22 protein-coding genes and 1 tRNA gene are annotated in these 25,261 nt (G+C 69.5%); 8 read left to right on the top strand and 15 right to left on the bottom strand.

Annotated features, from left to right (window positions below; translation table 11 throughout):
• Positions 1-14: 14 nt before the first annotated feature.
• Positions 15-2,183 carry an ATP-dependent DNA helicase RecG gene (locus BWO91_RS08040; RefSeq protein ID WP_079002235.1) on the bottom strand — a complete coding sequence of 723 codons (2,169 nt, stop codon included), beginning with the start codon at positions 2,181-2,183 and terminating at the stop codon, positions 15-17.
• A gap of 71 nt (positions 2,184-2,254) precedes the next feature.
• Here BWO91_RS08040 and BWO91_RS08035 point away from each other — a divergent pair, with 71 nt between their 5' ends.
• Positions 2,255-2,827 (top strand): RsmD family RNA methyltransferase, encoded by a 573-nt coding sequence (locus BWO91_RS08035; protein ID WP_079002234.1) that lies wholly within the window; start codon positions 2,255-2,257, stop codon positions 2,825-2,827.
• A 58-nt stretch (positions 2,828-2,885) separates the two neighbouring features.
• Here the strand turns inward: BWO91_RS08035 and thiL are convergent, their stop codons facing one another.
• Complete coding sequence (gene thiL / locus BWO91_RS08030) at positions 2,886-3,902, bottom strand: thiamine-phosphate kinase (RefSeq protein WP_079002233.1); 1,017 nt, start codon at positions 3,900-3,902, stop codon at positions 2,886-2,888.
• A 25-nt stretch (positions 3,903-3,927) separates the two neighbouring features.
• Between thiL and BWO91_RS08025 the strand changes: the two genes are divergently transcribed.
• On the top strand, positions 3,928-4,419 hold the full coding sequence (locus BWO91_RS08025; RefSeq protein WP_079002232.1) for a DUF3515 family protein: 492 nt from the start codon (positions 3,928-3,930) through the stop codon (positions 4,417-4,419).
• A 21-nt stretch (positions 4,420-4,440) separates the two neighbouring features.
• Here the strand turns inward: BWO91_RS08025 and BWO91_RS08020 are convergent, their stop codons facing one another.
• The 11 genes from BWO91_RS08020 to BWO91_RS07970 form a co-directional block, all read right to left on the bottom strand.
• Positions 4,441-5,532 carry a D-alanine--D-alanine ligase family protein gene (locus BWO91_RS08020; protein WP_064296297.1) on the bottom strand — a complete coding sequence of 364 codons (1,092 nt, stop codon included), beginning with the start codon at positions 5,530-5,532 and terminating at the stop codon, positions 4,441-4,443.
• A complete protein-coding gene (locus BWO91_RS08015; protein ID WP_240555733.1) occupies positions 5,435-6,526 on the bottom strand; it encodes an NAD(P)H-dependent glycerol-3-phosphate dehydrogenase in 1,092 nt (363 codons plus the stop codon). Before BWO91_RS08015 ends, BWO91_RS08020 begins: the two co-directional genes overlap by 98 nt.
• Positions 6,527-6,563: 37 nt before the next feature.
• Entirely contained in the window at positions 6,564-7,304 is a 741-nt protein-coding gene (locus BWO91_RS08010; protein WP_153303416.1) for a lysophospholipid acyltransferase family protein, read from the bottom strand.
• 6 nt (positions 7,305-7,310) lie between these two features.
• Positions 7,311-8,681: a UDP-N-acetylglucosamine 1-carboxyvinyltransferase gene (murA, locus tag BWO91_RS08005; protein WP_064296294.1), complete on the bottom strand. Its 1,371-nt coding sequence runs from the start codon at positions 8,679-8,681 to the stop codon at positions 7,311-7,313.
• A gap of 19 nt (positions 8,682-8,700) precedes the next feature.
• Positions 8,701-9,297, bottom strand: coding sequence for a 3-isopropylmalate dehydratase small subunit (leuD, locus tag BWO91_RS08000; protein ID WP_079002227.1), 597 nt, complete (start codon positions 9,295-9,297; stop codon positions 8,701-8,703).
• On the bottom strand, positions 9,297-10,793 hold the full coding sequence (gene leuC / locus BWO91_RS07995) for a 3-isopropylmalate dehydratase large subunit (protein ID WP_064296292.1): 1,497 nt from the start codon (positions 10,791-10,793) through the stop codon (positions 9,297-9,299). Before leuC ends, leuD begins: the two co-directional genes overlap by 1 nt.
• A gap of 191 nt (positions 10,794-10,984) precedes the next feature.
• The gene (locus tag BWO91_RS07990; RefSeq protein WP_079002225.1) at positions 10,985-12,109 is read right to left on the bottom strand and encodes a DUF4333 domain-containing protein; all 1,125 of its coding nucleotides are present in this window, start codon (positions 12,107-12,109) and stop codon (positions 10,985-10,987) included.
• A complete protein-coding gene (locus BWO91_RS07985) occupies positions 12,106-13,032 on the bottom strand; it encodes a hypothetical protein (RefSeq protein WP_079002223.1) in 927 nt (308 codons plus the stop codon). The genes BWO91_RS07990 and BWO91_RS07985 overlap by 4 nt, the downstream gene beginning before the upstream one ends.
• A complete protein-coding gene (locus BWO91_RS07980; RefSeq protein WP_079002221.1) occupies positions 13,029-14,084 on the bottom strand; it encodes a trypsin-like serine peptidase in 1,056 nt (351 codons plus the stop codon). The genes BWO91_RS07985 and BWO91_RS07980 overlap by 4 nt, the downstream gene beginning before the upstream one ends.
• Before the next feature lie 164 nt (positions 14,085-14,248).
• A tRNA-Glu gene (locus tag BWO91_RS07975) sits at positions 14,249-14,321 on the bottom strand.
• A 108-nt stretch (positions 14,322-14,429) separates the two neighbouring features.
• Positions 14,430-15,332 (bottom strand): diacylglycerol/lipid kinase family protein, encoded by a 903-nt coding sequence (locus BWO91_RS07970; RefSeq protein WP_079002219.1) that lies wholly within the window; start codon positions 15,330-15,332, stop codon positions 14,430-14,432.
• Positions 15,333-15,415: 83 nt separating this feature from the next.
• On the opposite strand from BWO91_RS07970, the gene BWO91_RS07965 reads away from it, so the two are divergent.
• Positions 15,416-16,054, top strand: a complete 639-nt coding sequence (locus tag BWO91_RS07965; RefSeq protein WP_064296288.1) for an MBL fold metallo-hydrolase — start codon at positions 15,416-15,418, stop codon at positions 16,052-16,054.
• 10 nt (positions 16,055-16,064) lie between these two features.
• On the opposite strand, the gene BWO91_RS07960 is transcribed toward BWO91_RS07965, so the two are convergent.
• The gene (locus BWO91_RS07960; protein WP_071260911.1) at positions 16,065-17,159 is read right to left on the bottom strand and encodes a fatty acid desaturase family protein; all 1,095 of its coding nucleotides are present in this window, start codon (positions 17,157-17,159) and stop codon (positions 16,065-16,067) included.
• A 372-nt stretch (positions 17,160-17,531) separates the two neighbouring features.
• Here BWO91_RS07960 and BWO91_RS07955 point away from each other — a divergent pair, with 372 nt between their 5' ends.
• Positions 17,532-17,735 carry a cold-shock protein gene (locus BWO91_RS07955; protein ID WP_056006986.1) on the top strand — a complete coding sequence of 68 codons (204 nt, stop codon included), beginning with the start codon at positions 17,532-17,534 and terminating at the stop codon, positions 17,733-17,735.
• A 172-nt stretch (positions 17,736-17,907) separates the two neighbouring features.
• Here BWO91_RS07955 and BWO91_RS07950 read toward each other — a convergent pair whose 3' ends face one another.
• On the bottom strand, positions 17,908-18,609 hold the full coding sequence (locus BWO91_RS07950; protein ID WP_064296286.1) for an SOS response-associated peptidase: 702 nt from the start codon (positions 18,607-18,609) through the stop codon (positions 17,908-17,910).
• Between the two features lie 141 nt (positions 18,610-18,750).
• Here BWO91_RS07950 and BWO91_RS07945 point away from each other — a divergent pair, with 141 nt between their 5' ends.
• From BWO91_RS07945 to BWO91_RS07930, 4 genes are all read left to right on the top strand, one after another.
• The gene (locus tag BWO91_RS07945; RefSeq protein ID WP_193555816.1) at positions 18,751-19,488 is read left to right on the top strand and encodes a hypothetical protein; all 738 of its coding nucleotides are present in this window, start codon (positions 18,751-18,753) and stop codon (positions 19,486-19,488) included.
• Entirely contained in the window at positions 19,485-21,080 is a 1,596-nt protein-coding gene (locus BWO91_RS07940; protein ID WP_079002217.1) for a DNA polymerase Y family protein, read from the top strand. The genes BWO91_RS07945 and BWO91_RS07940 overlap by 4 nt, the downstream gene beginning before the upstream one ends.
• Before the next feature lie 44 nt (positions 21,081-21,124).
• Positions 21,125-24,547 (top strand): error-prone DNA polymerase, encoded by a 3,423-nt coding sequence (locus BWO91_RS07935; protein ID WP_079002215.1) that lies wholly within the window; start codon positions 21,125-21,127, stop codon positions 24,545-24,547.
• 154 nt (positions 24,548-24,701) lie between these two features.
• A complete protein-coding gene (locus BWO91_RS07930; RefSeq protein ID WP_079002213.1) occupies positions 24,702-25,178 on the top strand; it encodes a DapH/DapD/GlmU-related protein in 477 nt (158 codons plus the stop codon).
• Positions 25,179-25,261 lie beyond the last annotated feature (83 nt).

Raw genomic sequence — 25,261 nt, 5'->3', positions numbered from 1 at the left:
CAGCCTATCGGTGCTCAGTTCTTGGCGAGCGCGGCGCGGTCTGATTCGTCGAGGCGCCGACGGAGCGCTTCGGCAAGCACCGGGTGGTCGGCGAGGTCGGGATCGGTCTCGAGGAGCTCGGCGGCATCCGCCCGCGCCTCGATGATGACCTCGCTGTCGTGCACGACCCGGAGCAGCTTGAGCGAGGACCGCCCGCCCGACTGCATGCTGCCGAGGACGTCACCCTCGCGCCGCAGCTCGAGGTCGACCTGCGCGAGGTCGAAGCCGTCGAGCGTCGCGGCCACCGCGTCGACGCGCTCGCGTGCGGTGCTCTCCGCCTCCGCCGCGGTGACGAGCAGACACAGCCCGGGGACGCCGCCTCGGCCGACGCGTCCGCGGAGCTGGTGGAGCTGCGACACCCCGAAGCGTTCCGCGTCGAGCACGACCATCGTCGAGGCGTTGGGGACGTCGACGCCCACCTCGATGACCGTCGTCGCCACGAGCACGTCGATCTCACCGGCGGCGAAGGCCCGCATCGTGCGGTCCTTCTCCTCCGCGCTCATCCGGCCGTGGAGGACGTCGATGCGTCGGGACGCGAGCAGCGGGTGGGTACGCAGCTGCTCCACCGTGGTGAGCACGGACGCGATCGGCCGCGCCGGATCGACGTCCTCCTCGAGCGCCTCGCCGGGCTCGACCTCCTTGGCGTCGATCGCCGGGCACACCACGAACCCCTGCTGCCCCTGCGCGAGTTCCTCGGCGAGGCGCTCCCAGACGCGGGAGATCCACCGCGGGTGATCGGCCAGGGCGACCACGAAGCTCTCGATCCCCTGCCGCCCGCGTGGCAGCTCCCTGATGATGCTGACGTCGAGGTCGCCGAAGACGGTCATGGCCACGGTCCGTGGGATCGGCGTCGCGGTCAGCACGAGGACGTGCGGCGGTGTGCGTCCCTTCTGACGGAGCTGGTCTCGCTGCTCCACGCCGAAGCGGTGCTGTTCGTCGACGACGACCATCCCCAGATCGGCGAAGGTCACGGCGTCGCCCAGCAGCGCGTGCGTCCCGATCACGATCCGGGCCTGGCCTGCGACGATCCGCAGCAGCGCCCGTTTGCGATCGGAGGTCGGCAGCTGGCCGGTGAGCAGCGTCGGCATGAGCTCGGCCGAGAGGTCGGGGCCGAGCGAACGGACGATCGACCGCAGGTGCTGCGCCGCGAGGACCTCGGTGGGCGCCAGCAGCACCGACTGTCCCCCGCTGTCGGCGACGGCCGCCATGGCTCGGAGGGCGACGAGCGTCTTGCCCGAGCCGACCTCACCCTGGACGAGCCGGTTCATCGGATTGGGCTGCGCGAGGTCGGCCGCGATCTCCGCGCCGACCGTCTGCTGGTCGCCGGTCAGCTCGAACGGGAGCGCGGCATCGAGGCGCTCGAGGTAGCCGCCGGCCTTCGGCACGCGGGGTTCGGCCGCCAGGGCACGGGTGGCCGCTCGCTGCTGGAGCAGGGCCGTCTGGAGGAGGTACGCCTCCTGATACCGCAGGCTGCGGCGACCACGCTGCCAGTCGCGGTCGACCGTCGGGCGGTGGACGGCCCGGATGGCGGCGTCGAAGGAGAGTTCACCCCTCGCCGCCCGGACCGACCTCGGGACCGGGTCCTCCTGCGGCGGCAGGGCGTCGAGGACCAGCTCCACGGACTGCTTGAGGTTCCAGCTCGTGATCGTGCCCGTCGCCGGGTAGATCGGGATGGGCGCCTCCGACCACGCCTTCGCCTGGGCGTCCGCGAGCGCCGGTGCGTCGGCGTCGTCGGGGAAGAGCTGATACTGCGGGTGTGCGAGCTGATAGCTGCCGCGGTAATCGCCGACCTTGCCCGCGAAGATGCCGCGCAAGCCCGGCCGGAGTTCGTTCGCCCGCCAGGGCTGATTGAAGAAGGTGAGGTTGAGTCGACCCTGACCGTCGGAGATGACGACCTCGAGGATGGAGCCCTTGCGTTGCTTCATCTGGCGGTCGCGGACCTCGAGGACGTCGGCGACGATCGTCACGTCCTCGCCGAGCGGCAGCTGGCCGATGACCGTCAACTCGCCGCGCTTCGCGTAGCGACGCGGGTAGTGCTCGAGGAGGTCGCCGACGGTCTCGACGCCGAACGCCTTCTGGAGTGCCGTCGCCGTTCGTCCGCCGAGGACACCACCGAGCTTCGTGCCCAGCTCGATCCCCGTCATGCCGTCGATTCTATTCGGGACCTCGGACACCGCGGTTCGCTCGGCTTCGCCCAGCCTGCGAGGATGGGACCATGGCCGGCATCAGGATCATCTCGGGTTTCGCCGGATCACGCACGATCCGGGTTCCGGGCAGCGGTACACGACCGACGAGCGATCGCGTCCGCGAGGCCCTCTTCTCCGCGTTGGAGGCCCGCGACGTGATCGCCGGCGCCGAGGTGCTCGACCTGTACGCAGGCTCGGGGTCGCTGGGGCTCGAGTGCGCCAGCCGGGGTGCCGCCGTGATCACCCTCGTCGACCGGGGGTCGGAGGCCGCGAAGCTGTGTCGTGACAACGCGAGGATCGTGACCTCGGCGGCGCCTCGCGGAGCGGCACCGCGCATCACGGTGCACGCCAAGTCGGTCGGCACCTACCTGTCCGGGGCGACGGTCCCGTCCGACCTCGTCTTCATCGATCCCCCGTACGACCTCCCCGAGGCGGAGCTCACGGCAAACCTCGCCGCGCTCGTCGGTCTGGTCACCGTCGACGGGCTCGTGCTCGTCGAGCGGAGCTCCCGCTCACCCGAACCGACCCTTCCCGCGGCGCTCGAGGTCCTGCGGAAGAGCACCTACGGCGAGACCGTCGTCTGGTGGATCACGCCGGTCTGAGTCAGCGCGTCACCGCGTCACCGCACGGTCCTCGCGCCACGGCGGCCGGGAACACCGCTCAACCGGACGCGTCGTCCCAGTCGCGGTAGGGGTCCCAACCGGCGCGACCGTCGTAGGCCACACCGTCGACGAGGACCCCGGCTCCGGTCCGGGCCGTGCCGATGGTCCGGAAGCCGGCGGGGATCGTCGTAGCGGGCGGGAACGTCGCCAGGAGGGAGTGGTCCTCGCCACCGGCGAGGGCGAGCGCCACGTCGGCACCCAGTTCCTCGGCCCGCAGGTCGATCGCGACCCCACTCGCCCGCGCGAGGCGACCGGCGTCGAGCGCGAGCCCGTCCGACAGGTCGAGCATCGCCGTGGCACCGGCGACGGCGGCGACGACCCCGGCCGCGATCGGTGGCCGTGGCGCGAGTTGTGCCTCCACCTCGACCCGGTGATCGCGTCGTAGGACGGATGCTGCCTCGGCCGAAGGCACACCGTCGGTGTCGACCCCACGTGAGAAGAGGAGTCGCAGACCTGCCGCAGCCGAACCCAACTCCCCCGCGACCGCGACCACGTCGCCGGGTCGCGCTCCGTCACGCCGGACGGGGGCACGACCCTCCAGGTCGCCGAACGCCGTCACCGCGATCATGAAGACGTCGGACACGGCCAGATCGCCGCCGACGACACCGCAGCCGGGCGCGAGCTCGGCACAGGCGTCGCGCAGTCCGTCTGCGAACCCGTCGAGCACGGCGACCGGCAGCTGCTTGGGCATGGCGAGTGCGACGACGAGTGCCGTCGGACGCGCCCCCATCGCCGCGACGTCCGCCAGGTTGCTGGCCGCAGCCTTCCACCCCAGGTCGTGGGCGCTCGACCACGCCAGCCGGAAGTCCGGCCCGTGGATCATCGTGTCCGTCGTGACGACGAACCGACCGTCCGGCGCAAGGACGACCGCGGCATCGTCGCCCGGCCCGAGGAGTTCGGCGTCGGCGTGCGGCAGGCGAGGGAAGATGCGCTCGAGCAGCTCCCCCTCCGCGAGGTCTCCGACACAGGCCCCGACCGTTCCGTGATCGTCGGACGCGCTCCCAGACTCGTTCATGGGATCAACGGTAGCCTGGTGTGCGATGTCCCCGATTCGTGTGCTCCTCGCCACCGCCCTCGCCGCAGCCGCAACCCTGGCCCTGGCCGGGTGCGCGCCCGCCGTCGCGCTCGAACCCGCCGCCGACGCGAACAACCCGCAGTGCGCGGAGGTCACGGTGCGTCTCCCCGACGCCGTCGCCGAACTGCCCGAGCGAGGGACCGACGCCCAGGCCACCGGCGCCTGGGGCGATCCCGCGACGGTCCTCCTGCATTGCGGCGTCGCGATCCCCGGCCCGACCACGCAGCAATGCCAGTCGGTGAACGGCGTCGACTGGATCATCGACGACACCGACGCGCCGAACTACCGGTTCACGACCTTCGGGCGCACGCCCGCGGTCGAGATCGTGCTCGACGGCGATGCCGTCGCCAGCAGCACCGTCCTGGCCGACCTGGCGCCTGCCGTGTCCGTGCTCCCCGTCACCGGGAAGTGCACCGCCCTCGGCGACGCCGAACTCCCGATCCCCACCGACGGTTGACCGTTCCCGGGACCACGCCGTTCAGGAACGGGCGCGGGCGACCTCGATCAGCTCGGTGATGAGCTCTGGGTAGCTGAGCCCCGAGGCCAACCAGCAGCTCGGGAACATCGAGATCGGGGTGAACCCCGGCATGGTGTTGACCTCGTTGACGACGAAGCCGTCCGCAGTCAGGAAGAAGTCGACCCGGGCGAGCCCCGCGCAGCCCAACGCCTCGAACGCCCGACGAGAGAGGTCCTGCATCTCCGACAACTGCTCGGGAAGGAGGTCGGCGGGGCAGACGAGCTCGATACCGGGGGCGTCGAGGTACTTCGCCTCGAAATCGTAGAAGTCGCGTCCGGTCACGACGACCTCGCCGGCCACCGAGACGCGAGGCGCCTCGCCGGGGAGGGATTCGAGGACCGCACACTCGACCTCTCGGCCCACCAGACCGGTCTCGACGAGCACGGTCGAGTCCTCGGCGAGTGCCAGTTCGATCGCCGCACGGAACGCGTCCGGCGTCGACACCTTCGACACCCCGACGCTCGAACCGGCTCGCGCCGGCTTCACGAACGCCGGTGACCCGAGCGACCCGAGCGATGCGAGTACCTCCTCGGGTGCCGTGGCCCAGTCGTGGGCGGTGAACCGCACCCACGGGGCGACGGCGATCCCGGCGGCCTGGAGCACCGTCTTCGTGAAGTGCTTGTCCATGCCGAGCGAGGACGCGAGGACGCCGGAGCCGACGTACGGGAGGTCGACGAGCTCGAGCATGCCCTGCACGGTGCCGTCCTCGCCGAACCGACCGTGGAGGATCGGGAGGACGATGTCGACGGGGCCGAGGGTGAACGGGACGCCGTCCTCCCCGACGACGGTCAACTCGCGGCTGCCGACGCGTTCAGGCCAGCGCACGGCCGGCCGCGAGGGGTCGACCTCCGGCAGGTGGGCGGGGTCGAGCGCGTACCGGCTCGGGTCGTCGACCTCGAGGACGTACGAGCCGTCGTGGGCGATCCCGACCGGGTAGACGTCGTACCGTTCGCGGTCAATCGCGGCGAGGACGCCGCCCGCCGTTGCGCAGCTGATCGAGTGCTCGCTTGAACGGCCTCCAAAGAGCACCACCACTCCGGTCTTGTGCGTCATCGTTGCTTCTCTCCCCCTGGGGTTCGTCGTCGTCGGTCGTGAGGTGCGGTGCGATGTCCTTGGGGTCGAGCGTGCCGTCGAGCACCTGCTTGACCTGTTCGACGATGGGCATCGCGACCCCCTTCGCCTTGGCCAGCTCGAGCACCGGCGCCACGGACGCGAGCCCCTCCGCGGTCTGCTGCATCTGTTTGACGACGTCGTCGAACTGATACCCCTGGCCGAGCAGACGCCCCGCCGTGTTGTTCCGTGACAGCGGCGACTGGCAGGTCGCGATGAGGTCGCCGAGCCCGGCCAGGCCCGAGAGGGTCTCCGGCTGCGCGCCGTGGGCCACCGCGAAGTCGGTCATCTCGACCAGCCCACGGGTGATGATGGACGCCTTCGTGTTCTCGCCGTAGCCGACGCCGTCGACGATGCCGATCGCGACGGCGATGAGGTTCTTGAGCACACCGCCGAACTCGGTACCGATCACGTCGGTGTTCACGAAGCTGCGGAAGTACCGGTTGCGCGCGAGGAGCGCGACCGTCTGCGCCGTCTCGAGGCTCTCCGAGGAGATCACGGCGGCCGTCGGCTGCTCGCGGGCGATCTCGAGCGCGAGGTTGGGGCCCGAGGCGACGGCGATGCGGGACGGGTCGATGTCGAGGGTCTCTCGGATGACCTCGCTCATCCGGGATCCGCTGCGACGCTCGACGCCCTTCATGAGCGAGACGACGAGGGTGCCGTCCTCGAGGGGCGGACGGAGCGCGATGAGGTTGTCGCGCAGGGACTGGCTCGGGACGGACAGGAACACGACCGAGGCACCGCGCACGGCGTCGACCATGCTCGCGGTCGCGGTCATCCGCATCGGCAGATTGATCCCGGGCAGGTAGTCGCTGTTGCGCTTGGCTTCGGTGATCTCGCGAGCGAGCTCGGGTCGCCTGGCCCACATGACCACGTCGGAGCCACCGTCCGCGAGGATCTTGCCGAACGTCGTGCCCCAGCTGCCCGCTCCGAGCACGGCGACCCTCGTGGCGGCCGGTGGTTGCGGAACGTTCCTAGGACTCAAAGCGGCCTGTCTCCTTCTGCTGGTGTTTCGAGGGATCCCAACGCTCCGCGGGAGCTTGGGCACCGCGCAGCTCCTCGCAGAGGGCGGTGATGGCCTGCATGACGACCTCGGTCGCCTCGTTCAGCGTCTTCGAGTCTAGCTGCCGCCCGATGAAGGCCGAGAGGTCCACCGGCTCGCCGATGGCGACCTCGACGCGCTTCCGCAAGGGGAACACCCGCAGCTTGCCGTACCGAGGCATGACCTCCTGTGTGCCCCAGTGCGCGGCGGGGATGATCGGCAGGCCGTGCGTGAGGGCGATCCGGACCGCGCCGGTGCGCCCACGCATCGGCCACAGACCCGGGTCGCGGGTGAGCGAACCCTCCGGGTACACGATGACGCCCTGACCGCGTTCGGTCAGGTGCGCTGCAGCGCTGACCGGGTCCATGCCGCGGGCGGAACCCTCGCGCTCGACGGGGATCTGTCCGGACTTCCGCAACAGCCATCCGACCACCGGGACCGTGAACAGACTGCCCTTCGCCATGAAGCGGGGCTGTCGCCCGAGCCGCCAGACGGCCACGCCCATGATCAGCGGGTCGAACTCGCTGTCGTGGTTGGGCGACAGGATGAACGGCCCCTCCTGCGGCAGGCGCTCGCCGTGCCGGACGTGGAGCTTGACGAGAGCACTGAACGGCGGGATCGCGATCGATGACAGCAACCAGTAGATCGACGGCCTCGACCGTTCCACCCCCACGGCGGACTACTTCGTTTCGAGGACGAAGTCAGCACCGAGCTGCTGGAGCTTCACGATGAAGTTCTCGTACCCACGGCTGATGATGCCGACGTTGCTGACCGTCGACTTGCCCTCGGCGGTGAGCGCCGCGATGAGGTGGCTGAAGCCACCGCGGAGGTCGGGTACCTCGATGTCGGCACCGTGCAACGGCGTCGGGCCGTTGATGACGGCGGCCTGCTCGAGGTTGCGCCGCGGCACGCGACGAGGCGTACCCGACAGCCCGTTGGGGTGCACGACGATGTTCGCGCCCATGGTGTTGAGCGCGTCCGTGAAGCCGAACCGGTTCTCGTAGACGGTCTCGTGGACGATCGACTCGCCCGTCGCCTGCGTCAGCGCGACGATGAGGGGCTGCTGCCAGTCCGTCATGAAGCCGGGGTGCACGTCGGTCTCGATGACCACGGGCTTCAGCTCCTCCTTGCGGTAGAACCGGATGCCGTCGTCGGTGATGTCGAACCCGCCACCGGCCTTGCGGAAGATGTTGAGGAACGTCATCATGTCCTGCTGCTTCGCGCCGCCGACGAAGACGTCGCCGTCGGTCGCGAGCGCGGCCGACGCCCAGCTCGCTGCCTCGTTGCGGTCGCCGATGGCCGTGTGGTCGTACCCTTCGAGCTTGTCCACGCCCTCGATGAGGATCACGCGGTTCGGCTCGTAGGAGATGATCGCGCCCATCTTCTGGAGGACGGCGATGAGATCCATGATCTCCGGCTCGATCGCCGCACCCTTGAGCTCCGTGGTGCCCTTGGCACGGACCGCCGTGAGCAGGACCTGCTCCGTGGCACCGACGCTCGGGTACGGGAGGTGCACCGTCGTCCCGTGGAGGCCGTTCGGAGCTGAGAGACGGATGCCCTGCGGCAGCTTCTCCACGACCGCGCCGAACTTGCGGAGCGCGTCGAGGTGGAAGTCGATGGGGCGGTCGCCGATGCGGCACCCTCCGAGGTCGGGGATGAACGCCGCCCCGAGGCGGTGGAGCAGCGGCCCGCAGAACAGGATCGGGATCCGGGAGAAGCCGGCGTGCGCGTCGATCTCCTCCATGTGGGCGGACTCGACGTTGGTCGGGTCGAGGCGGAGCTCGTTCGGGTTCTCGCCCTCCGTCACGTCCACGCCGTGGATCTCGAGCAGGGAGCGGACCACCCGGACATCGCTGATGTTCGGCACGTTGCGCAGGACGCTGACGTTCTCGCCGAGCAGCGACGCCACCATCGCCTTGGTCACGAGGTTCTTGGCACCCTTGACCTCGATGCGGCCCCGGAGCGGGATTCCGCCGTTGATCGTGATGCGGTCGACATCGAGTCCGACCGACGAGCCTGCCGCCTGTGACGCCTGGACGAGTGAATTCAAACCGGTACCTACTGCCTTGCTACTTGACGGGAATGGTGCGGGGCAGCCAGTTCGGCCGCCGGGCTTCGAATGCGGTGATCTGCTCCTCGCTACGGAGCGTCAGCCCGATGTCATCGAGTCCTTCGATGAGCCGCCACCGAGTGTAATCGTCGACCTGGAACGAAACCGTGAGATCGCCGACCGTGATGGTCCGGGAGATGAGGTCGACGACGGAATCGGTGCCGGGGGCGGCCTCGATCGCAGCCCAGAGCTGCTCGAGCTCCTCCTCCGTGACCTGGGCGGCCAGGAGGCCCTGCTTGCCGGAGTTCCCGCGGAAGATGTCGCCGAAGCGGGACGACACGACGACCTTGAACCCGAAGTCCCGCAAGGCCCACACGGCGTGCTCACGCGACGAGCCGGTGCCGAAGTCGTGCCCCGCGACGAGAATGCTGGCACCCTCGTAGACGGGCTGGTTCAGGACGAAGTCGGGGTCCTGACGCCACCCCGCGAAGAGCGCGTCCTCGAAGCCGGTCTTCGTGACCCGCTTCAGGTAGACGGCGGGGATGATCTGGTCGGTGTCGACGTTGGAGCGTCGCATCGGAGCGGCGATGCCGGTGACGGTCGTGAACTTGTCCATCAGGCGTGCACGCCTTCCTGCTCGGTGGCGGCGTGTCTACCGGGCTCGACCTCGAGGTCGCCCGGGCTGGAGAGCGTTCCACGGATGGCGGTCGCCGCGGCGACGAGCGGCGAGACGAGGTGCGTGCGGCCACCCTTGCCCTGACGGCCCTCGAAGTTCCGGTTCGACGTCGAGGCGCAGCGCTCGCCCGGAGCGAGCTGGTCGGGGTTCATCCCGAGGCACATGGAGCATCCGGCGAACCGCCACTCCGCACCGAAGTCGGTGATGATCTTGTCGAGCCCCTCGGCCTCCGCCTCGATCCGAACCCGGGCGGAACCCGGGACCACCATGACCCGCACCCCCTCGGCCTTCGTGCGGCCCTCGATGATGGATGCGAACGCCCGCAGGTCTTCGATCCGGCTGTTCGTGCAGGAGCCCATGAAGACCGCGTCCACCGGGATCTCCTTCATCGGAGTGCCGGCCTCGAGCGCCATGTACTCCAGGGCGCGCTCGGCGGCGGACCGCTCGTTCGGGTCGGCGATGGCCGCCGGGTCGGGCACGTTCTCGCTCAGCGAGACGCCCTGTCCGGGGTTGGTGCCCCACGTGACGAAGGGCTCCAGCGTGTCGGCGTCGAGGAAGACCTCGGCGTCGAAGGCGGCGCCCTCGTCGGTCGCAAGCGTGTCCCAGTAGGCGACGGCCTCGTCCCAGTCGGCTCCGGTCGGTGCGTGCGGACGACCCTGCAGGTAGTCGTAGGTGATCTGGTCCGGGGCGACCATGCCGGCGCGGGCTCCGGCCTCGATCGACATGTTGCAGATCGTCATGCGGCCCTCCATGGAGAGCGCACGGATCGCCGAGCCGCGGTATTCGAGGACGTAGCCCTGCCCGCCGCCGGTGCCGATCTTCGCGATGACGGCGAGGATGATGTCCTTCGCGGTCACCCCCGGCCGCAGCGTGCCCTCGACGGTGATCGCCATGGTCTTGAATGGCTTCAGCGGCAGCGTCTGCGTGGCCATGACGTGCTCGACCTCGCTGGTGCCGATACCGAAGGCCATGGCCCCGAAGGCGCCGTGGGTCGAGGTGTGCGAGTCGCCGCAGACGACCGTGATCCCGGGCATCGTGAGGCCGAGCTGCGGCCCGACGACGTGCACGATCCCCTGATCGAGATCGCCGAGGGAGTGGATCCGCACCCCGAACTCCGCGGCGTTGCGACGGAGGGTCTCGATCTGCGTACGGCTGGTGAGGTCGGCGATCGGCTTGTCGATCGCGAGCGTCGGGGTGTTGTGGTCCTCGGTCGCGATCGTGAGGTCGACGCGACGCAGCGGCCGGTCGGCCAGGCGAAGGCCGTCGAAGGCCTGCGGGCTCGTCACCTCGTGGACGAGGTGCAGGTCGATGTAGATGAGGTCGGGCGTGCCGTCCTCACCCTTGACGACGAGGTGGTCGTCCCAGACCTTCTCGGCGAGCGTGCGTGGATGCTCGGGAATGCTCGGGACGGACGGATCGGCGTTCAGCTGCGACATGTCGTGGAATTCCTTCAAACGATGAGTGGTCAGGCGTCAGCGACCTCCGCGACGAGGGAGCCTGGAACTAGGCCTCGTCGCGGCTGGGAAGGAGGAGCAGCCCGGACAACATTCGCCCAGCGTACCACCCGGTCCGTGGCGAAGACGTCGGTACCGTCGTCGCTCGAGGGGACGTCGGCGCCGACACCGTGCTACTTCGGCGCGTCGATCCCGACGCGGTACTGCCCCTGGTCGTTGATGACCTCGACGGCCACCGGGTAGCTCTTCGCGTTGTACGAGAACGTGCACTCGAACTGCGTCCCGGTCGTGGCCGGCTGGTCACTCGGGCACTCGACCTTCTCGACGTCCGCGAGGCCGAAGTCCTGTTTGAGCACCTCGGCCACACCGGTCTGCACCGAGGCGCGGTCGAGCATCGGCGTGAACAGGCGACCGACCGAGAGGAGGGTGAGCGGGACGGCGATGAGCGATGCGGCGACCGCACCGATGAGCACGCCGATCCAGAGCTTGCGCCCGAGCGGCTTGCGCGCGGGTTTCCGGCTCGGAGCAGGCTGCTGGCCCGCGACGCCGTACTCGGGGCCGGGACGGAACGGACCGGTCTGCTGTGGACCGGACTGCGATCCATGCTGCTGTGGACCTGGCTGGAACGGGCCGTTCGGGTGCTGCGCCTGTCCCGGACCGAAGGGCTGTGGCCCGGTCGGGCGTGCCTGACCGTAGGGCGGCTGACCCTGTGGCCCCTGAGGCTGACCCTGCGGCTGGCCCTGCGGCGCGCCGAGCGGACGTCCCTGCGGAGCCTGTCCGGGGGCCTGACCCTGCTGAGGACCCCCGGGCGTGTGACCGGGCTGACCATTCGATGTCGGGGGCCGGAACCCGTCCGGACCGCCTGGCCGCCCCTGCTGCTGCGGCTGCTGGTTCGGACCTGCGTTCGAGGGCCGCTGCTGCTGCTGCGCCCACGGCTGCCCGCTTGGTGCGCCGGTGAACGGCGCTCCGGGCTGGGCGGGCGGCTGCGGCGCAGGACCGTTGGACTGCTGCCCGGGGGCGCCTCCCTGCGGACGAGGCCCTCCACCGGTCTGACCAGGCGCGGACGGCTGAGACGGGCCGTTCTGCGACGGGGCGCCCTGCGGCGGTCCGTTCTGACCCTGCGGCGCGCCGTTCTGGGGTGCACCGTTCTGCGGCGGCGTCTGACGCTGCGGGCTTCCCGGTCCGAACTCCAGGCGGGGTGCGTTCGGGTCGGGGAATCCCGGCGGCTGCTGGTCGGGGCGCAGGGGGCCGCCGACCGGGGGCTTTCCGAGGTCCTCGGGCTTCTGGTCGTCGGTCATTTCCTCAACTCCTCGATCCGATCCCAGAACGCGGCCTGATCGGCCGCCGGGATCACCGTCACGTCGAATCCTGATGGTGCGGTCGGCAGGTCCTCGAGCGTCGACGTGCCCGACACCTCGAAGCCGGCCTGCAACTGCAGCGTCGTCTTGCTGTCGACCGTCCCGCTCAACTCCATCTTCACGAGGCCGCCCTCGGCGTTCTGGAAGATCGTCACCGGGAGGAGCGTCGCGAGGTCGTCCTCGCTGAACGACGAAACGAGGTCGTCCGGGAGGTCGAACAGCGTCCCGACGGCCAGCACGCTCTCGAGGCTCGCGCTCGTCGAGATCTGCGAGGAGCCGTCGTTGCGCATCGAGACGACGACGCTGCTGAGCGCGCCGTCCCCCGAGCTGCGAGTGGTTTCGACCGCGCTGTAGATGTCGCACGCGATGGAGATACCGGGGTAGACGCAGGCCGGCCCGAGCGAACCCTCGGCGTCCTCGTCAGCCACGTACTGCGTCTGGACGGCCACCCACTCCGTGGGCGCGAGCTCCTTGAGTTCACCGCCGAGCAGCAGGAGGTCGTAGTCGACTCCCGCCTGGTGATAGATGTCGACGGTGTCGCCGTCGGCCGAGCCCTTGTCCTGGCTGAACGACGCGGTCGGGTCGCCGAAGAGCACCACCGAGTCGTTCTCATGCGACTCGAGGTCTCCCGAGACGGCGTGGACGTAAGCCGACCCGATCACGTCCGGCGCCTGGCCGATCTGGGCCGAGAGCAGCTCCAACCTCGCCTCGGCGAGATCCTGCATGTAGCCCTGCTGGGCGGCGGCGTCGGGGAACGCCGATCCGGGCGTCGTGCAGGCGCTCAACGCGAGCGCGGCGCTCCCGACCAGGGCCACGGCGCCGATCCGCCGCCGGTGTCGCGTCATGCTCGTGCTGGCGGTCATGACCCCTCCGCCAGAGCGTCGTTGTACAGGGTGAGCGCCCGCTGTCCGAGGACGGGGCCCTCGAGCCAGGAACCGTCGCCGCGCGAGGTGACCGAGGTGACGTACCCGGCACCGGTGGCGGGATCCAGCCGGGTGAGCCAGCCGCCGCCCGAGCAACCCGGGGTCATGAGGCAGTCGACCCGGTAGCCGGCATAACCCTTGGTGGCGGCCTGGCTCGCGCAGTAGCGCTGCGACTGCCCGTCGAACGGGGCAGCCGACGGGTAGCCGATCACGGTGATGCCCTCAGGCGGGGTACCGAAGGAGATGCCCTGTCCGCCGGTCACCTCCTGGATCTTCTGGCCTGCAGCATTCGGAGCGAGTCGGATGAAGGCGAAGTCGTAGGCCCAGCCGTTGCCGCTCGTCGCACCGCTGGCGTCCGAGGTCGCCTCACTCGTGAACTCGTCGGGCACGTAGGTGCTGACCCCGGCCCATTGCCCGTAGGGCTGGGTCTGGCCGTTGGCCGCGTCGGCCGGGATGAAGATGATGTTCTCGGCGAGCTGTTTGCCGTACGTGTCCCAGACGCAGTGACCCGCCGTCAGGACGAGGTCCATGGTCGGAGCGTTGACGACGCTCGCGGAGCAGACGTAGGTGGCGCCGCCGATGGAGAAGTAGAGACGTCCCTGCGTCGCCGCCGCCAGTCCGGTCGCCGGGTACGGATCGCCGGCCGCTGTCGGGGCGATGGCCTTGACGTCGACGTCGGGACCGACGCCGGTACTCGGGTGTACGACCACCCCGGTGGCCTGGTCACCCGTGAGCGTGTCCTCGCCCGGCTTCAGGTCCGGTGCCGTCGCTCCCCCGAACTTGTCCTCGGTCCAGTAGTCGTTGACCTCCTGGGGGCTCGCGTCGAAGTCCTTGCGCAGGGTGTCGTCGGTGCCGCCGGCCACGTCGACGACCGGGCCCGCACCGCCGGCCACTGCCTCCCCCGTCACCGGGATGGAACACCCCGTCAGCAGCGCGGCGAGGATCAGGACTGCGGCTGTCGCCGGAGCGCGGCGCTTCTGCTTCACGGTCACCCGGCCAAGCTAGCACGCAGCGGCGCTCGGCGAGATCGGTGCGGGCCCTGCCTTCCGCGCATCCTGGAGGGCCTGCGTGGACATCCCGGGGCACGCTCGAGCCGCCGAATGAACGAAGCCCCGCTCCCTGATGACTCAGGAGAGCGAGGCTTCGTTCGGTGTTGTGACCCCAACGGGATTTGAACCCGTGCTGCCGCCGTGAGAGGGCGGTGTCCTAGGCCGCTAAACGATGGGGCCGTAAGCAACGGATATGAGTATGCCATACGATTTCGAGCCGTACAAATCGAGGCCACCAGCGGCATCCGACGGGCGTGTCGCGCGGTGCTCACGGTCGGGCGGACAGGCTCAGACGAGGACGCGGAGGGCTCCGGGGACCACGTCGATCGTGACCGGCAGCGGACCGATGCGCTCCCCGTCGGCATAGGCCGTGATGCCGTCCGCGGCGATCGAGACGGAACGGACCCGCGACAGGCGCACGATGTCGAGGCCGGTGTGGGCACCCGAGAAGACCTTGGGGAACAGCCGGAGGAACCGGAACCGGGACACGGGTGCGACGACGAACAGGTCGAATCGGCCGTCGGCGAGGTCCGCCTGCGGCGCGATGAGCATGCCACCACCGATCGAGGTGTTGTTCGCCACGGCGAGGAGGACGGCGTCGACCGTCTCCGGCGTCCCGTCCACGGTCAGCTCGTACCGGCGGGGGCGCAGGGCCAGGAGCTCACGGAGGATCGCGATCGTGTACCGACTGCGCCCGCGCGGCCGTCGCATGCGGTTCGCCCGTTCGTTGACGAGGGCGTCGAAGCCTGCGGACACCGCACCGACGAACCAGGTCGTCCGCTCGCCGTCCGTCACCGTGCCTGCGTCGATCACGCGCGGCCCACCCTCGAGCGCACGGAGCAGGGACGCGATCGCGGCTGCGGGATCCCCCAGCGGGATCCCGAGTCCCCTGGCGATGTCGTTGCCCGTACCGGACGGGACCACGCCGAACGGCAGGCCCGAGTCACGCACCGCCTCGACGGCCAGACTCACCATGCCGTCGCCACCGACGACGACGAGCGCGTCCAACCCGGTCTCGATCGCCGTCTGCACCGCGCTCCGGAGCTGCCCGACGGTCCGCTCCTGCAGGCGGACGACGCGGTGCCCGGCTTGCTCGAGGGCGTCGAGCACCATCGGGCCGACGGCTCGGGTCGAGCCGAACGACGCGGTCGGGTTGATGGCGACGCCGATGCGTCGGGGCTGCGTGGTCACCTGCCGATTCTGACAGGCCCACGGCGGCTGGATACCCGGACGACCGGGTTGCCCCCGGCGCTCCCACGGTATTCACTCGTCCTATGAGACTCACGAAGTTCGAACATGCAGCATTCCTCCTCGAGACGGACGGCGCCAAGCTGATCGTCGACCCGGGCGCGTTCACGTCGCCGATCGCCGATGTGGAGCACACCGCGGCGGTCCTGATCACGCACCTGCACCCCGACCATTGGACCGCGGAGCACCTCGACCGCATCCTCGCCGCGAGCCCGGAGGCCGTCCTCTACGGACCGGCCGGTGTCGCCGCCGCCGCGGACGGGTACGACATCACCGTCGTCGCCCCGGGAGACGTGGTCGAAGCGGGGCCGTTCACGCTCCGGTTCTTCGGCGGGACCCACGCGGTCATCCATTCGTCGATCCCGGTGATCGACAACGTCGGCGTCCTCATCAACGACCTCGTGTACTACCCCGGCGATTCCTTCGCCGTCCCCGAGGGCGTCGACGTCGACCTCCTGGCCGCGCCGGCCGGTGCACCGTGGATGAAGATCTCCGAGGGCATGGACTTCGTCACCGCCGTCGCGCCGAAGCGCGCGTTCGGGACGCATGAGATGGTGCTCTCAGGGCCGGGACAGAGCATGTCGCACGACCGCCTGCAGTGGGCGACCGAACAGGGCGGCGGGACCTACTACCCGCTCGCCCCGCTCGACACGCTCGAGGTCTGAGACCGATCGATTACCGGCGGCGGAAGTTCGCCGCCGCCGGGCAGTCGAACGGGTCGCGGGCTGAGAGTCCGACCCGGTTGAGGTACTCGATGACGATGGCGTAGGACTGCAGCAGGGTCGTCTCCGTGTACGGCACCTGCTGGGTCTCGCAGTGCTCTCGAACGATGACGCGAGCACGGGCCAGAGCCGGGCGAGGCATGCTCGGGAACAGGTGGTGCTCGATCTGGTAGTTCAGGCCGCCCATGAAGGTGGCCATGCCGAAGCCGCGGACGTTGCGCGAGGTCAGCACCTGCTTGCGGAGGAAGTCGAGCTTCATGTCGGCCGGGATGATCGGCATGCCCTTGTGGTTCGGCGCGAAGGACGCACCCATGTAGACGCCGAAGACCGCGAGCTGGACGCCGAGGAACGCGAACGCCATGCCGACGGGCAGGAAGAGGAAGATCGCGGCCAGGTACAGACCGACGCGGGCGACGATCATGCTGATCTCGGCGGCGCGGCCGTCGACCTTGCCCGGACCGAAGAGGGTCTTGAAGGACAGCGCGTGGAGGTTGATGCCCTCCAGCATGAGGAGAGGGAAGAAGAGGTAGCCCTGCTTCCGGGTGATCAGCGCCTGCAGGCCCTTGGCCTTCGCCGCGTCCTCCTCGATGAAGGAGATCGTGTCGATCTCGATGTCGGGGTCCTTGGTGACCTGGTTCGGGTTCGCGTGGTGGCGCGTGTGCTTCGTCATCCACCACGAGTAGCTGATGCCGACGATGCCCGCAGCGAGGAAGCGACCGGCGCGGTCGTTCGCCCGGCCCGAATCGAAGACCTGACGGTGCGATGCCTCGTGGGCGAGGAAGGCGAACTGGGTGAGGATGATGCCGAGCGCGCCGGCGATGAGCAACTGGAACCACGACTCGCGGAGCAGGACGAAGCCGGTGACGCAGCCGAGGAGCGCGATCACGAGGAACGAGAACGTGAGGATGTAGAACGTGCGGTGGCGGCGGAGGAGTCCTGCTTCGCGAACCGTCTTCAACAGCGACGAGTAGGAGCTGGTGACGTTCGCAGCGCCGGGCTTGCGGGGGCTCGTGGCACGAACCGGGCCGAGGATGGCTTCAGTTGACATGGGCACTCCGGAGGAATCGTGTCGACTTCCCAGCCGGGATGGTGAGCGGACGCTCGGGCGAGCATGAGCTCTGCAGATGGCCTCAGCCTACGGTCGACGGCTGGGGAATCACCGCACACCGCGAGATCCGCTGGAGATACCCAGGCATCACGACGAATGTCGGAAAAAGATGCGGAATTGGCCAATCCGTTACATGATCGGCTGCCGTTTCGAGCCGAGATGGGCTAACGTGGATCGAAGTTGTTGTGTTGCGCAGGTATTTCAAGCCGCGTTTCCACCGATGGATACGCTGCTTTTCTGAGGAGCGAGCAAAGAACACCGCGACGAACGGGCCCGAAAGTCGGGAACGGTCACTCATGAAAGAGGAAATACATGTCAACTGGAACTGTGAAGTGGTTCAACGCCGAAAAGGGCTTCGGATTCATCACTCCTGACGACGGCAGCGCCGACGTCTTCGCACACTTCTCCGCCATCGCGACGAGCGGCTACCGCTCGCTCGAGGAGAACCAGAAGGTCGAGTTCGAGACCAACCAGGGCCCCAAGGGCCTGCAGGCCGAGAACATCCGCCCCCTCTGATTCTCTGATCAGTCGGAGCTGACGATCCGAGCGGCCGGTCATTCCAGCCCTCGCGTCTGAGACACCGGGAACCGCCCCTGACGTTCGCGTCAGCGGCGGTTCTGTGTGTCCGGGGTAGATTTCGTGTCTCCGGGGCGGTTCCGTTCCGTGCATCCGGCCGACTCTCCTGCGGCTACTCCTGGACGGGGAGGATGAGCTCCGGTCCATCGCCCTGCAACGGCGCCACCCGGTGGAAGACGAGCTGCTCGGCGACGTCGGTCGCTGCGGACACCATCTCGTCGACCTCGTCCTGGTCGGCCTCGTGGTGCGGATCGAGCCAGGCGTCCCAGCATTCCGGAGGCAGCGTCACGGGCGTCCGTGGGTGCAGCTCCTGCAAGGGACCGACCGCCGGCCGCGTGAGGATGGTCGCGCTCAGCACCCAACGCCGCGGGTCGTCGTCCGGTCGCGAGCGGTCGCGCCACCACGAGTAGAGGGCCGCGAAGACGATCGGTTCACCACCAGCGGTCTGCACGTAGTACGGGGTCTTCGTCGCGCCCTCGGTGTGCCACTCGTAGTACCCGGCGGCGGGGACCAATGCGCGCTTCTGTTTGACCGATGGCGCGAAGGTGGGCTTGGTGGTGACCTCCTCCGCGCGAGCGTTGAAGGTCGGGTACTGACTCTTCAGCTCGGTGGCGAACGACGGCACGAGTGACCACCGCGCCGATTCGAGCCGGCGGACCGCCGGCCCCGTCTTCACCGAGTCGAGGATGATCGGGATCTGCTCGGTCGGGCGCACGTTGTACGAGGGCCCGGGCAGCTCGGCAGCCGCGTGGTCGATGTCGAAGAGCTCGATGAGTTCCTCGGTGGATTCGGTCACGACGAAACGTCCGCACATGGGCCCAGCGTACCGGGCGCCGCTGACACCGCGGACCGCGTGTCGGTGGGATACCGGACCATGGTCGAGTCATCCGTCAGTCGTCGTCGAGACCGGATCGAGCCGGTTGACTTGTTCGAAGATATGTTCGAATATTGAGCCATGGCCCTCCGCGCACTCGTCGACTCCCCCGTCAGGGCGGACACCGCGACCGAGCTGCACGAACTCCAGGGGCGCATCAAGCGGATGCAGGGGACGCGCCTCGACACCCGATCCCTGCCGACCGCTCCTGAGCTCTCCCGGCTCCTGCCCGGTGGCGCCCTCCAGGCCGGAGGCAGCTACTCCGTGCTCGGCTCCACGGCGCTCGCCATGTCGCTCATGGCCGGGCCGTCAGCAGCCGGGACCTGGTGCGCCGTCATCGGTCTCCCGTCGTTCGGCGTGGAGGCGGCGGCCTCCATGGGCATCGACCTCGAACGACTCGTCCTCGTCCCCCAGCCCGGTCCGGACTGGCTCACGGTCACCGCGGCCATGGCCGACGTCGCCGGCGTGCTCATCACAGCGCCTCCCGGACGGATCGCCCCGAGCGACGCCGCCAGACTCGCGGCTCGCCTCCGGCAGCGCGAGGCCGCACTGATCGTCCTCGGTTCCTGGCCGCAGAGCGATGCGACGTTGCGCGTGACCGAGAGCTCCTGGAGCGGCCTCGGGGCGGGGCACGGACATCTCCGGCATCGGCGACTCACCGTCAGCTCGATGCTCGGCCAGGGGGCTGCGGGCCGACCCAGGACCGCGCACCTGACGCTGCCCCTGGGATCGACCGAGGGTCGCACCGCACCGCTCGCCGGCTCCGGCCTCCTCGACGACGACACGGTCGTCCGGCTCCCGATGGTCGTGAACCGATGACGACCGAACCGCCTGCGGGACCGGTCGAGCGCACCATGGTCCTCTGGTGTCCCGACTGGCCGATCGTGGCGGCACGACTCTCTGGAACGCTGTCCGAGGACACGGCCGACGCTCCGCTGGCCCTGGTCGAGCATGGTGAGGTCCTGGCCTGCGACGCCAGCGCACGTCGAGCAGGAGTGCGGCGTGGACTCCGTGTCCGCGAGGCCGAGGCCCGCTGTCCGGAACTGGCGACCGCCGACTACGACCCGGTCGTCGACACCCGCGCCTTCGAGCCGATCCTCCTCGGCATCGAGGAGCTCATGCCGGGCGTCCAGCCCTTCCGGGCCGGGCTCTGCGCCATCCGATCCCGAGGACCGAGCAGATACTACGGCGGTGAGTCGGCTGCGGCAGAGGTCCTCCTGGCCCGTCTCGACGAGCTCGGTGTCCCCGATGCACGGATCGGCATCGCCGACGGCCCCTTCGCCGCGGAGCAGGCCGCGAGGTCCACCGCGTTCCAGCAGGACGGTTCCCGGATCATCGCCATCCCCTCCGGGGCCTCTCCCGCCTTCCTGGCCCCACTCCCCCTGTCCACCCTCGGGCGCCCCGAACTCAGCTCACTGCTGCACCGGCTCGGGATCAGCACCCTGGGGGCGTTCGGCGCACTGCCCGCGACCGAGGTCCGCGACCGCTTCGGCCCCGACGGCGCCCGAGCGCACCGCCTCGCAGCCGGCGCGGACGCCCGAAGCGTCGTCCCTCGGGTGCCGCCGACAGAGCTGGCCGTGTCGATCGCCTTCGAGCCCCCGCTCGACCGCATCGACCAGCTGACCTTCGGGTTCCGGCAGTCCGCGGAACGGTTCATCACCGGCCTGGCGGAGGCCGGCCTCGTGACCACCGCGATCACGATCAGCATGCGGAGCGAGCGCGGGGAGCGCTCCACCCGCACCTGGCTCCACCCACGCTGGTTCACCGCCGGCGACGTCCTCGATCGCGTGCGCTGGCAGTTGCAGGGCGCGTCCGACATCGATCACGGACTCGCCTCCCCCGTCGAACTCGTCGAGGTCGTCCCGGAGACCCTCGACGACGCTGCGGAACACGAGGAAGGACTCTGGGGCAGCGGACCGGACGAACGTATCCACAGCGGACTCGCCCGCGTCCAGAGCATGCTCGGCCACGATGGCGTCGTGACCGCGGTGCCGTCCGGCGGCCGCCTCCTCCTCGACCGCCGCATCCTCGTCCCCTGGGGCAGCGTTCCGCCGGGTGGTGAGGCGGCCGTGGCCGAACGTCGGAACCGGCCGTGGCCCGGGACCATCCCGGGAGCGGCTCCGTCGACCGTCTTCGACACCGCCGTGCCGGTCGAGGTCGTCGACGCGACGGGTCAGACTGTGGCCGTCGACGAGCGCAGCACCGTGAGTGCAGCACCAGCACGGTTCTTCGCCCTCTCGGACTGGCACGTCATCCACGGTTGGGCCGGTCCCTGGAGCATCGACGAACGCTGGTGGGACGACGACGGCCACCATCGCGTCCACCGTCTCCAGGTCCTCGACGACAAGGGTGACGCCTGGCTGCTCCTGTTGGAGGAGCAGCACTGGAGGGCCGAGGCCCGCTACGACTGAACCGCATCACGTCCGCACCACACCGCATGACGAAGGAGCCCAGCATGGGATGGAACAACCCCCCGGTCTCATGGTCGGAGTTCGAGCGCCGTCTGTCCGACGCGAGCCGACCGGCCACCCTGCCGCTGGGAGCCGACGGCGGGGACAGCCCGGCCTGGTCACGGAAGCGTCAACCGTACGTCCCCGAACCACCGGAGCAGCGCCCGTCGACGACGCGGGTCCCCTATGCCGAACTCCACGCGCACTCGAGCTTCAGCTTCCTCGACGGCGCGAGCCCGCCGGAGCGGCTCGTCGAAGAGGCTGCGGCACTCGGCCTGCACGCGCTCGCGCTCACCGACCACGACGGTTTCTACGGTGTCGTCCGGATGGCCGAGGCGGCGGAACGGTTCCCCGACCTCCGGACGGTCTACGGTGCCGAACTGTCCATCGGCCTGGACCGGCCGCAGAACGGCGTCCCCGACCCCGTCGGGCATCATCTGCTCCTGCTCGCCCGTCGAGCAGAGGGGTATCACCGCCTGGCCGGCGCGATCACGGACGCACAACTCGCCGACGGAGCCGAGAAGGGCCACCCGATCTACGACCTCGAGCGGCTCGCCGCCTCCGTCGCCGGCCACGTGACCGTGCTCACCGGGTGCCGTAAGGGGTTCGTCCGCACCGCGCTCCGTGAGCACGGTCCGGAGGCCGCCGCCGCCGCGGTCGACCGACTCGTCGCCCTGTTCGGTCCGGAGCACGTCGTCGTCGAGTTGAGCGACCACGGCCACCCGGAGGACTCGGCGGAGAACGATGCACTCGCCGAGATCGCGGCGTTGCTCGACCTCACCGTCGTCGCCACGGGCAACGTCCATTACGCCACACCCGAGCAGCATCGACTCCAGACCGCGCTGGCGGCCGTCCGAGCACGTCGCAGCCTCGACGAGCTCGACGGATGGCTTCCCGCGGCCGGAACCGCGCACCTGCGGAGCGGAGCCGAGATGGCGGACCGGTTCGCCAGATACCCCGGAGCGGTGGCACGGAGCGTCGAGCTGGCCGACGAACTCGCCTTCAGCCTGCGGGCGGTCCGCCCGAAGCTCCCGCGACAGCGCGTCCCGGAGGGCCATACGCCGATGAGCTGGCTCCGGCATCTGGTGCTCGAAGCCGTCCCCGTCAAATACCCCGACGCCACTCCCGAACACCTCCGACGCATCGAACGGGAACTCGAGGTCATCGAGCAGAAGGACTTCCCTGGGTACTTCCTGATCGTGCACGACATCGTCAGTTTCGCCCGCGGCCGTGGCATCCTCTGCCAGGGACGCGGTTCCGCCGCGAACTCGGCCGTCTGCTACCTGCTCGGGATCACCGCCGTCGACTCGATCTTCTACGAGCTGCCGTTCGAACGGTTCCTCTCCAGCATGCGGGAGGAGGAGCCCGACATCGACGTCGACTTCGACTCCGACCGGCGCGAGGAGGCCATCCAGTACGTCTACGAGACCTACGGACGCCGCAACGCCGCTCAGGTCGCGAACATCATCAGCTATCGGCCGAAGTTCGCCGTCCGCGACACCGCCAAGGCGCTCGGGTACAGCCCCGGTCAGCAGGACGCCTGGTCGAAACAGGTCGAGCGTTGGGGCGGGGTCATGTCGAGCACCGACCACGACATCCCCGAGCGCGTCGTCGGCCTCGCGCAGCAGATGCTCACCCTGCCCCGGCACCTGGGCATCCACTCGGGTGGCATGGTGCTGACCGATCGCCCGGTCGGCGAGGTCTGCCCGATCGAGCACGGGCGCATGGACGGTCGCACGGTCCTCCAGTGGGACAAGGACGACTGCGCCTGGATGGGGCTCGTCAAGTTCGACCTCCTGGGTCTCGGCATGCTCTCGGCCATCCAGTACTGCTTCGACCTCGTGACCGAGCACACCGGAGAGCGCTGGACCCTCGAGACCATCCCGAAGGACGAAGCAGGGGTCTACGACCAGCTCTGCCGGGCCGACACCATCGGGGTCTTCCAGGTGGAGAGCCGCGCGCAGATGGGCATGCTGCCACGCTTGCTCCCCCGCCGGTTCTACGATCTCGTCATCGAGGTCGCCATGATCCGCCCGGGGCCCATCCAGGGCGGCGCGGTGCACCCCTACCTGCGCCGGAAGACCGGCCAGGAGCCCATCACCTACCTCCACCCGAGCCTCGAACCTGTCCTCGAACGCACGCTCGGCGTGCCGTTGTTCCAGGAGCAGCTCATGCAGATGGCGATGGCCGTGGGTGGGTGCTCGGCCGAGGATGCGGACCTCCTGCGCCGGGCGATGGGATCGAAGCGCGGCGAGGAGAAGATCGAGAGCCTCAAGGACACGCTGTACCTCGGCATGGCCGGTAACGGCATCGTCGGTGCGGACGCCGATGCCGTGTACGCCAAGATCCAGGCCTTCGCCAACTTCGGCTTCGCCGAGAGCCACTCCCTGAGCTTCGCCCTCCTCGTCTACGTGAGCGCCTGGCTGCGCCTGCACTACCCGGGGGCCTTCCTCGCGGCCCTGCTCCGGGCGCAGCCCATGGGGTTCTACTCGCCGATGACCCTCGTCGCCGACGCCCGCCGACACGGCGTCTCCGTCCTGCGTCCCGATCTGCATCGCTCCGGCGCACAGGCCGGCCTCGAAGCGCTCGACCCGGAGGCCGCCCCAGGCGCCCCGGTCGCTCCCGGCGGGCGCACGCGCTGCCTCGAACACGAGCAGGGGCCGACCGGGCTCTTCGATCCGCTCCTTCCCGACGATTCGGCAGGACACCGGCGCGACGGCGCACTCGCCGTCCGGCTGGGTCTCTCCTCCGTCCAGGGGATCGGTGAGGAGCTCGCGAAGCGGATCGTCGCCGAACGGGAGTCCGGAGGGCTGTTCACCAGCCAGGCCGACCTGGCCAGGCGGATCGGCCTGAGCTCCTCGCAGTTGGAGTCGCTGTCGGCGGCGGGCGCCTTCGACGGATTCGGCCTCACCCGTCGTGAGGCGATGTGGGGCGCAGCGCAGGCCAGTCGGCATCGTCCCGACCAGCTCGAGGGGACGTTCACGACCGTGCAGCCGCCGTTGCTCCCGGTTCCGACGGCCGCCGAACAACTCATCTCCGACATCTGGTCGACCGGGATGTCGACCGACGACCATCCGATCCGCCACGTCCGAGCCGAACTCACACGCCGAGGGGCGTTGCGGTCCGACGAACTCCTGACGGCGCAGACGGACCGTCGCGTGGAGGTCGGGGGTGTCGTGACGCATCGGCAACGGCCGGCCACGGCGAGCGGCATTACCTTCATGAACCTCGAGGACGAAGCGGGTCTCGTCAACGTGATCTGCAGCGTCGGCGTCTGGAACCGGTATCGCCGCGTGGCCAGGGAGGCCCCGGCGATGGTGGTCCGCGGCATGCTCGAGCGATCCCCGGAAGGCATCGTCAATCTGGTGGCGGATCGGTTGGAAGCGCTCCGGATCGGGGCGAACACCCGTTCGCGGGACTTCCAATGACCCGTCACGACCAAACCGCGGCGGGCTCCCCCTCCGAACACCCTCTACAGCACAGCACGAGACTCATGGGATTCCCAGGCAGGCCCCGGGAAGGAATGACCGGGAGCCATCCGGCGTTGTCCCCAGTGTTGAGTAGACCAGAAGGGGGTCACCCATGGCGAGAGTGTACGAAGAGATCGAAGGCCGGACCGGCGAGGTGGAACGGTACCGTCACCACCCGAACGGCAAGGGCATGGTCGCAGCTCGTGCACTGATCGATCCGTCGGCGTTCATCGAACGCACCACCTTCGTGGAGGCTGACGCGGACATCCGTGCCAACGCCTGGATCGGTGCCGGAACCTGGATCGACCGGTCCGCGGTGATCGGCGAAGGCGCCTTCATCGGCGCGAACGTCCACATCGGGGAGCGCTGTGTCATCGGACGCGGAGCACGAGTCGGAAGCGACGCCCGTCTCGGCGCCGACGTCCAGGTCGCCCACGGCGCGAGCGTCGATCGGGACGCCAGGGTTGCAGACCGCACCGTGGTCGGCAGCGAACGACCGGTCATGACCGAACCGACGGTCCGTCAGACGAACCGCGCCCCGCGCCGACCTCGTGCGAACGGCACCGACCGGTTCGGGAAAGCCGCCTGACCGGCAGACCGCCCCACCACTGCCACGCAGGGCCCGGACTCGTGAGTCCGGGCCCTGCGTCGTCTCCGCTGCGCGAGAGGCAC

The sequence above is a fragment of the Plantibacter flavus genome (genome assembly GCF_002024505.1).
GTDB classification, from domain to species: Bacteria; Actinomycetota; Actinomycetes; order Actinomycetales; family Microbacteriaceae; genus Plantibacter; species Plantibacter flavus_A.
The sequence above is the reverse complement of the archived record's forward strand: the minus strand, read 5'-3'. Positions and strand labels throughout refer to the sequence as shown.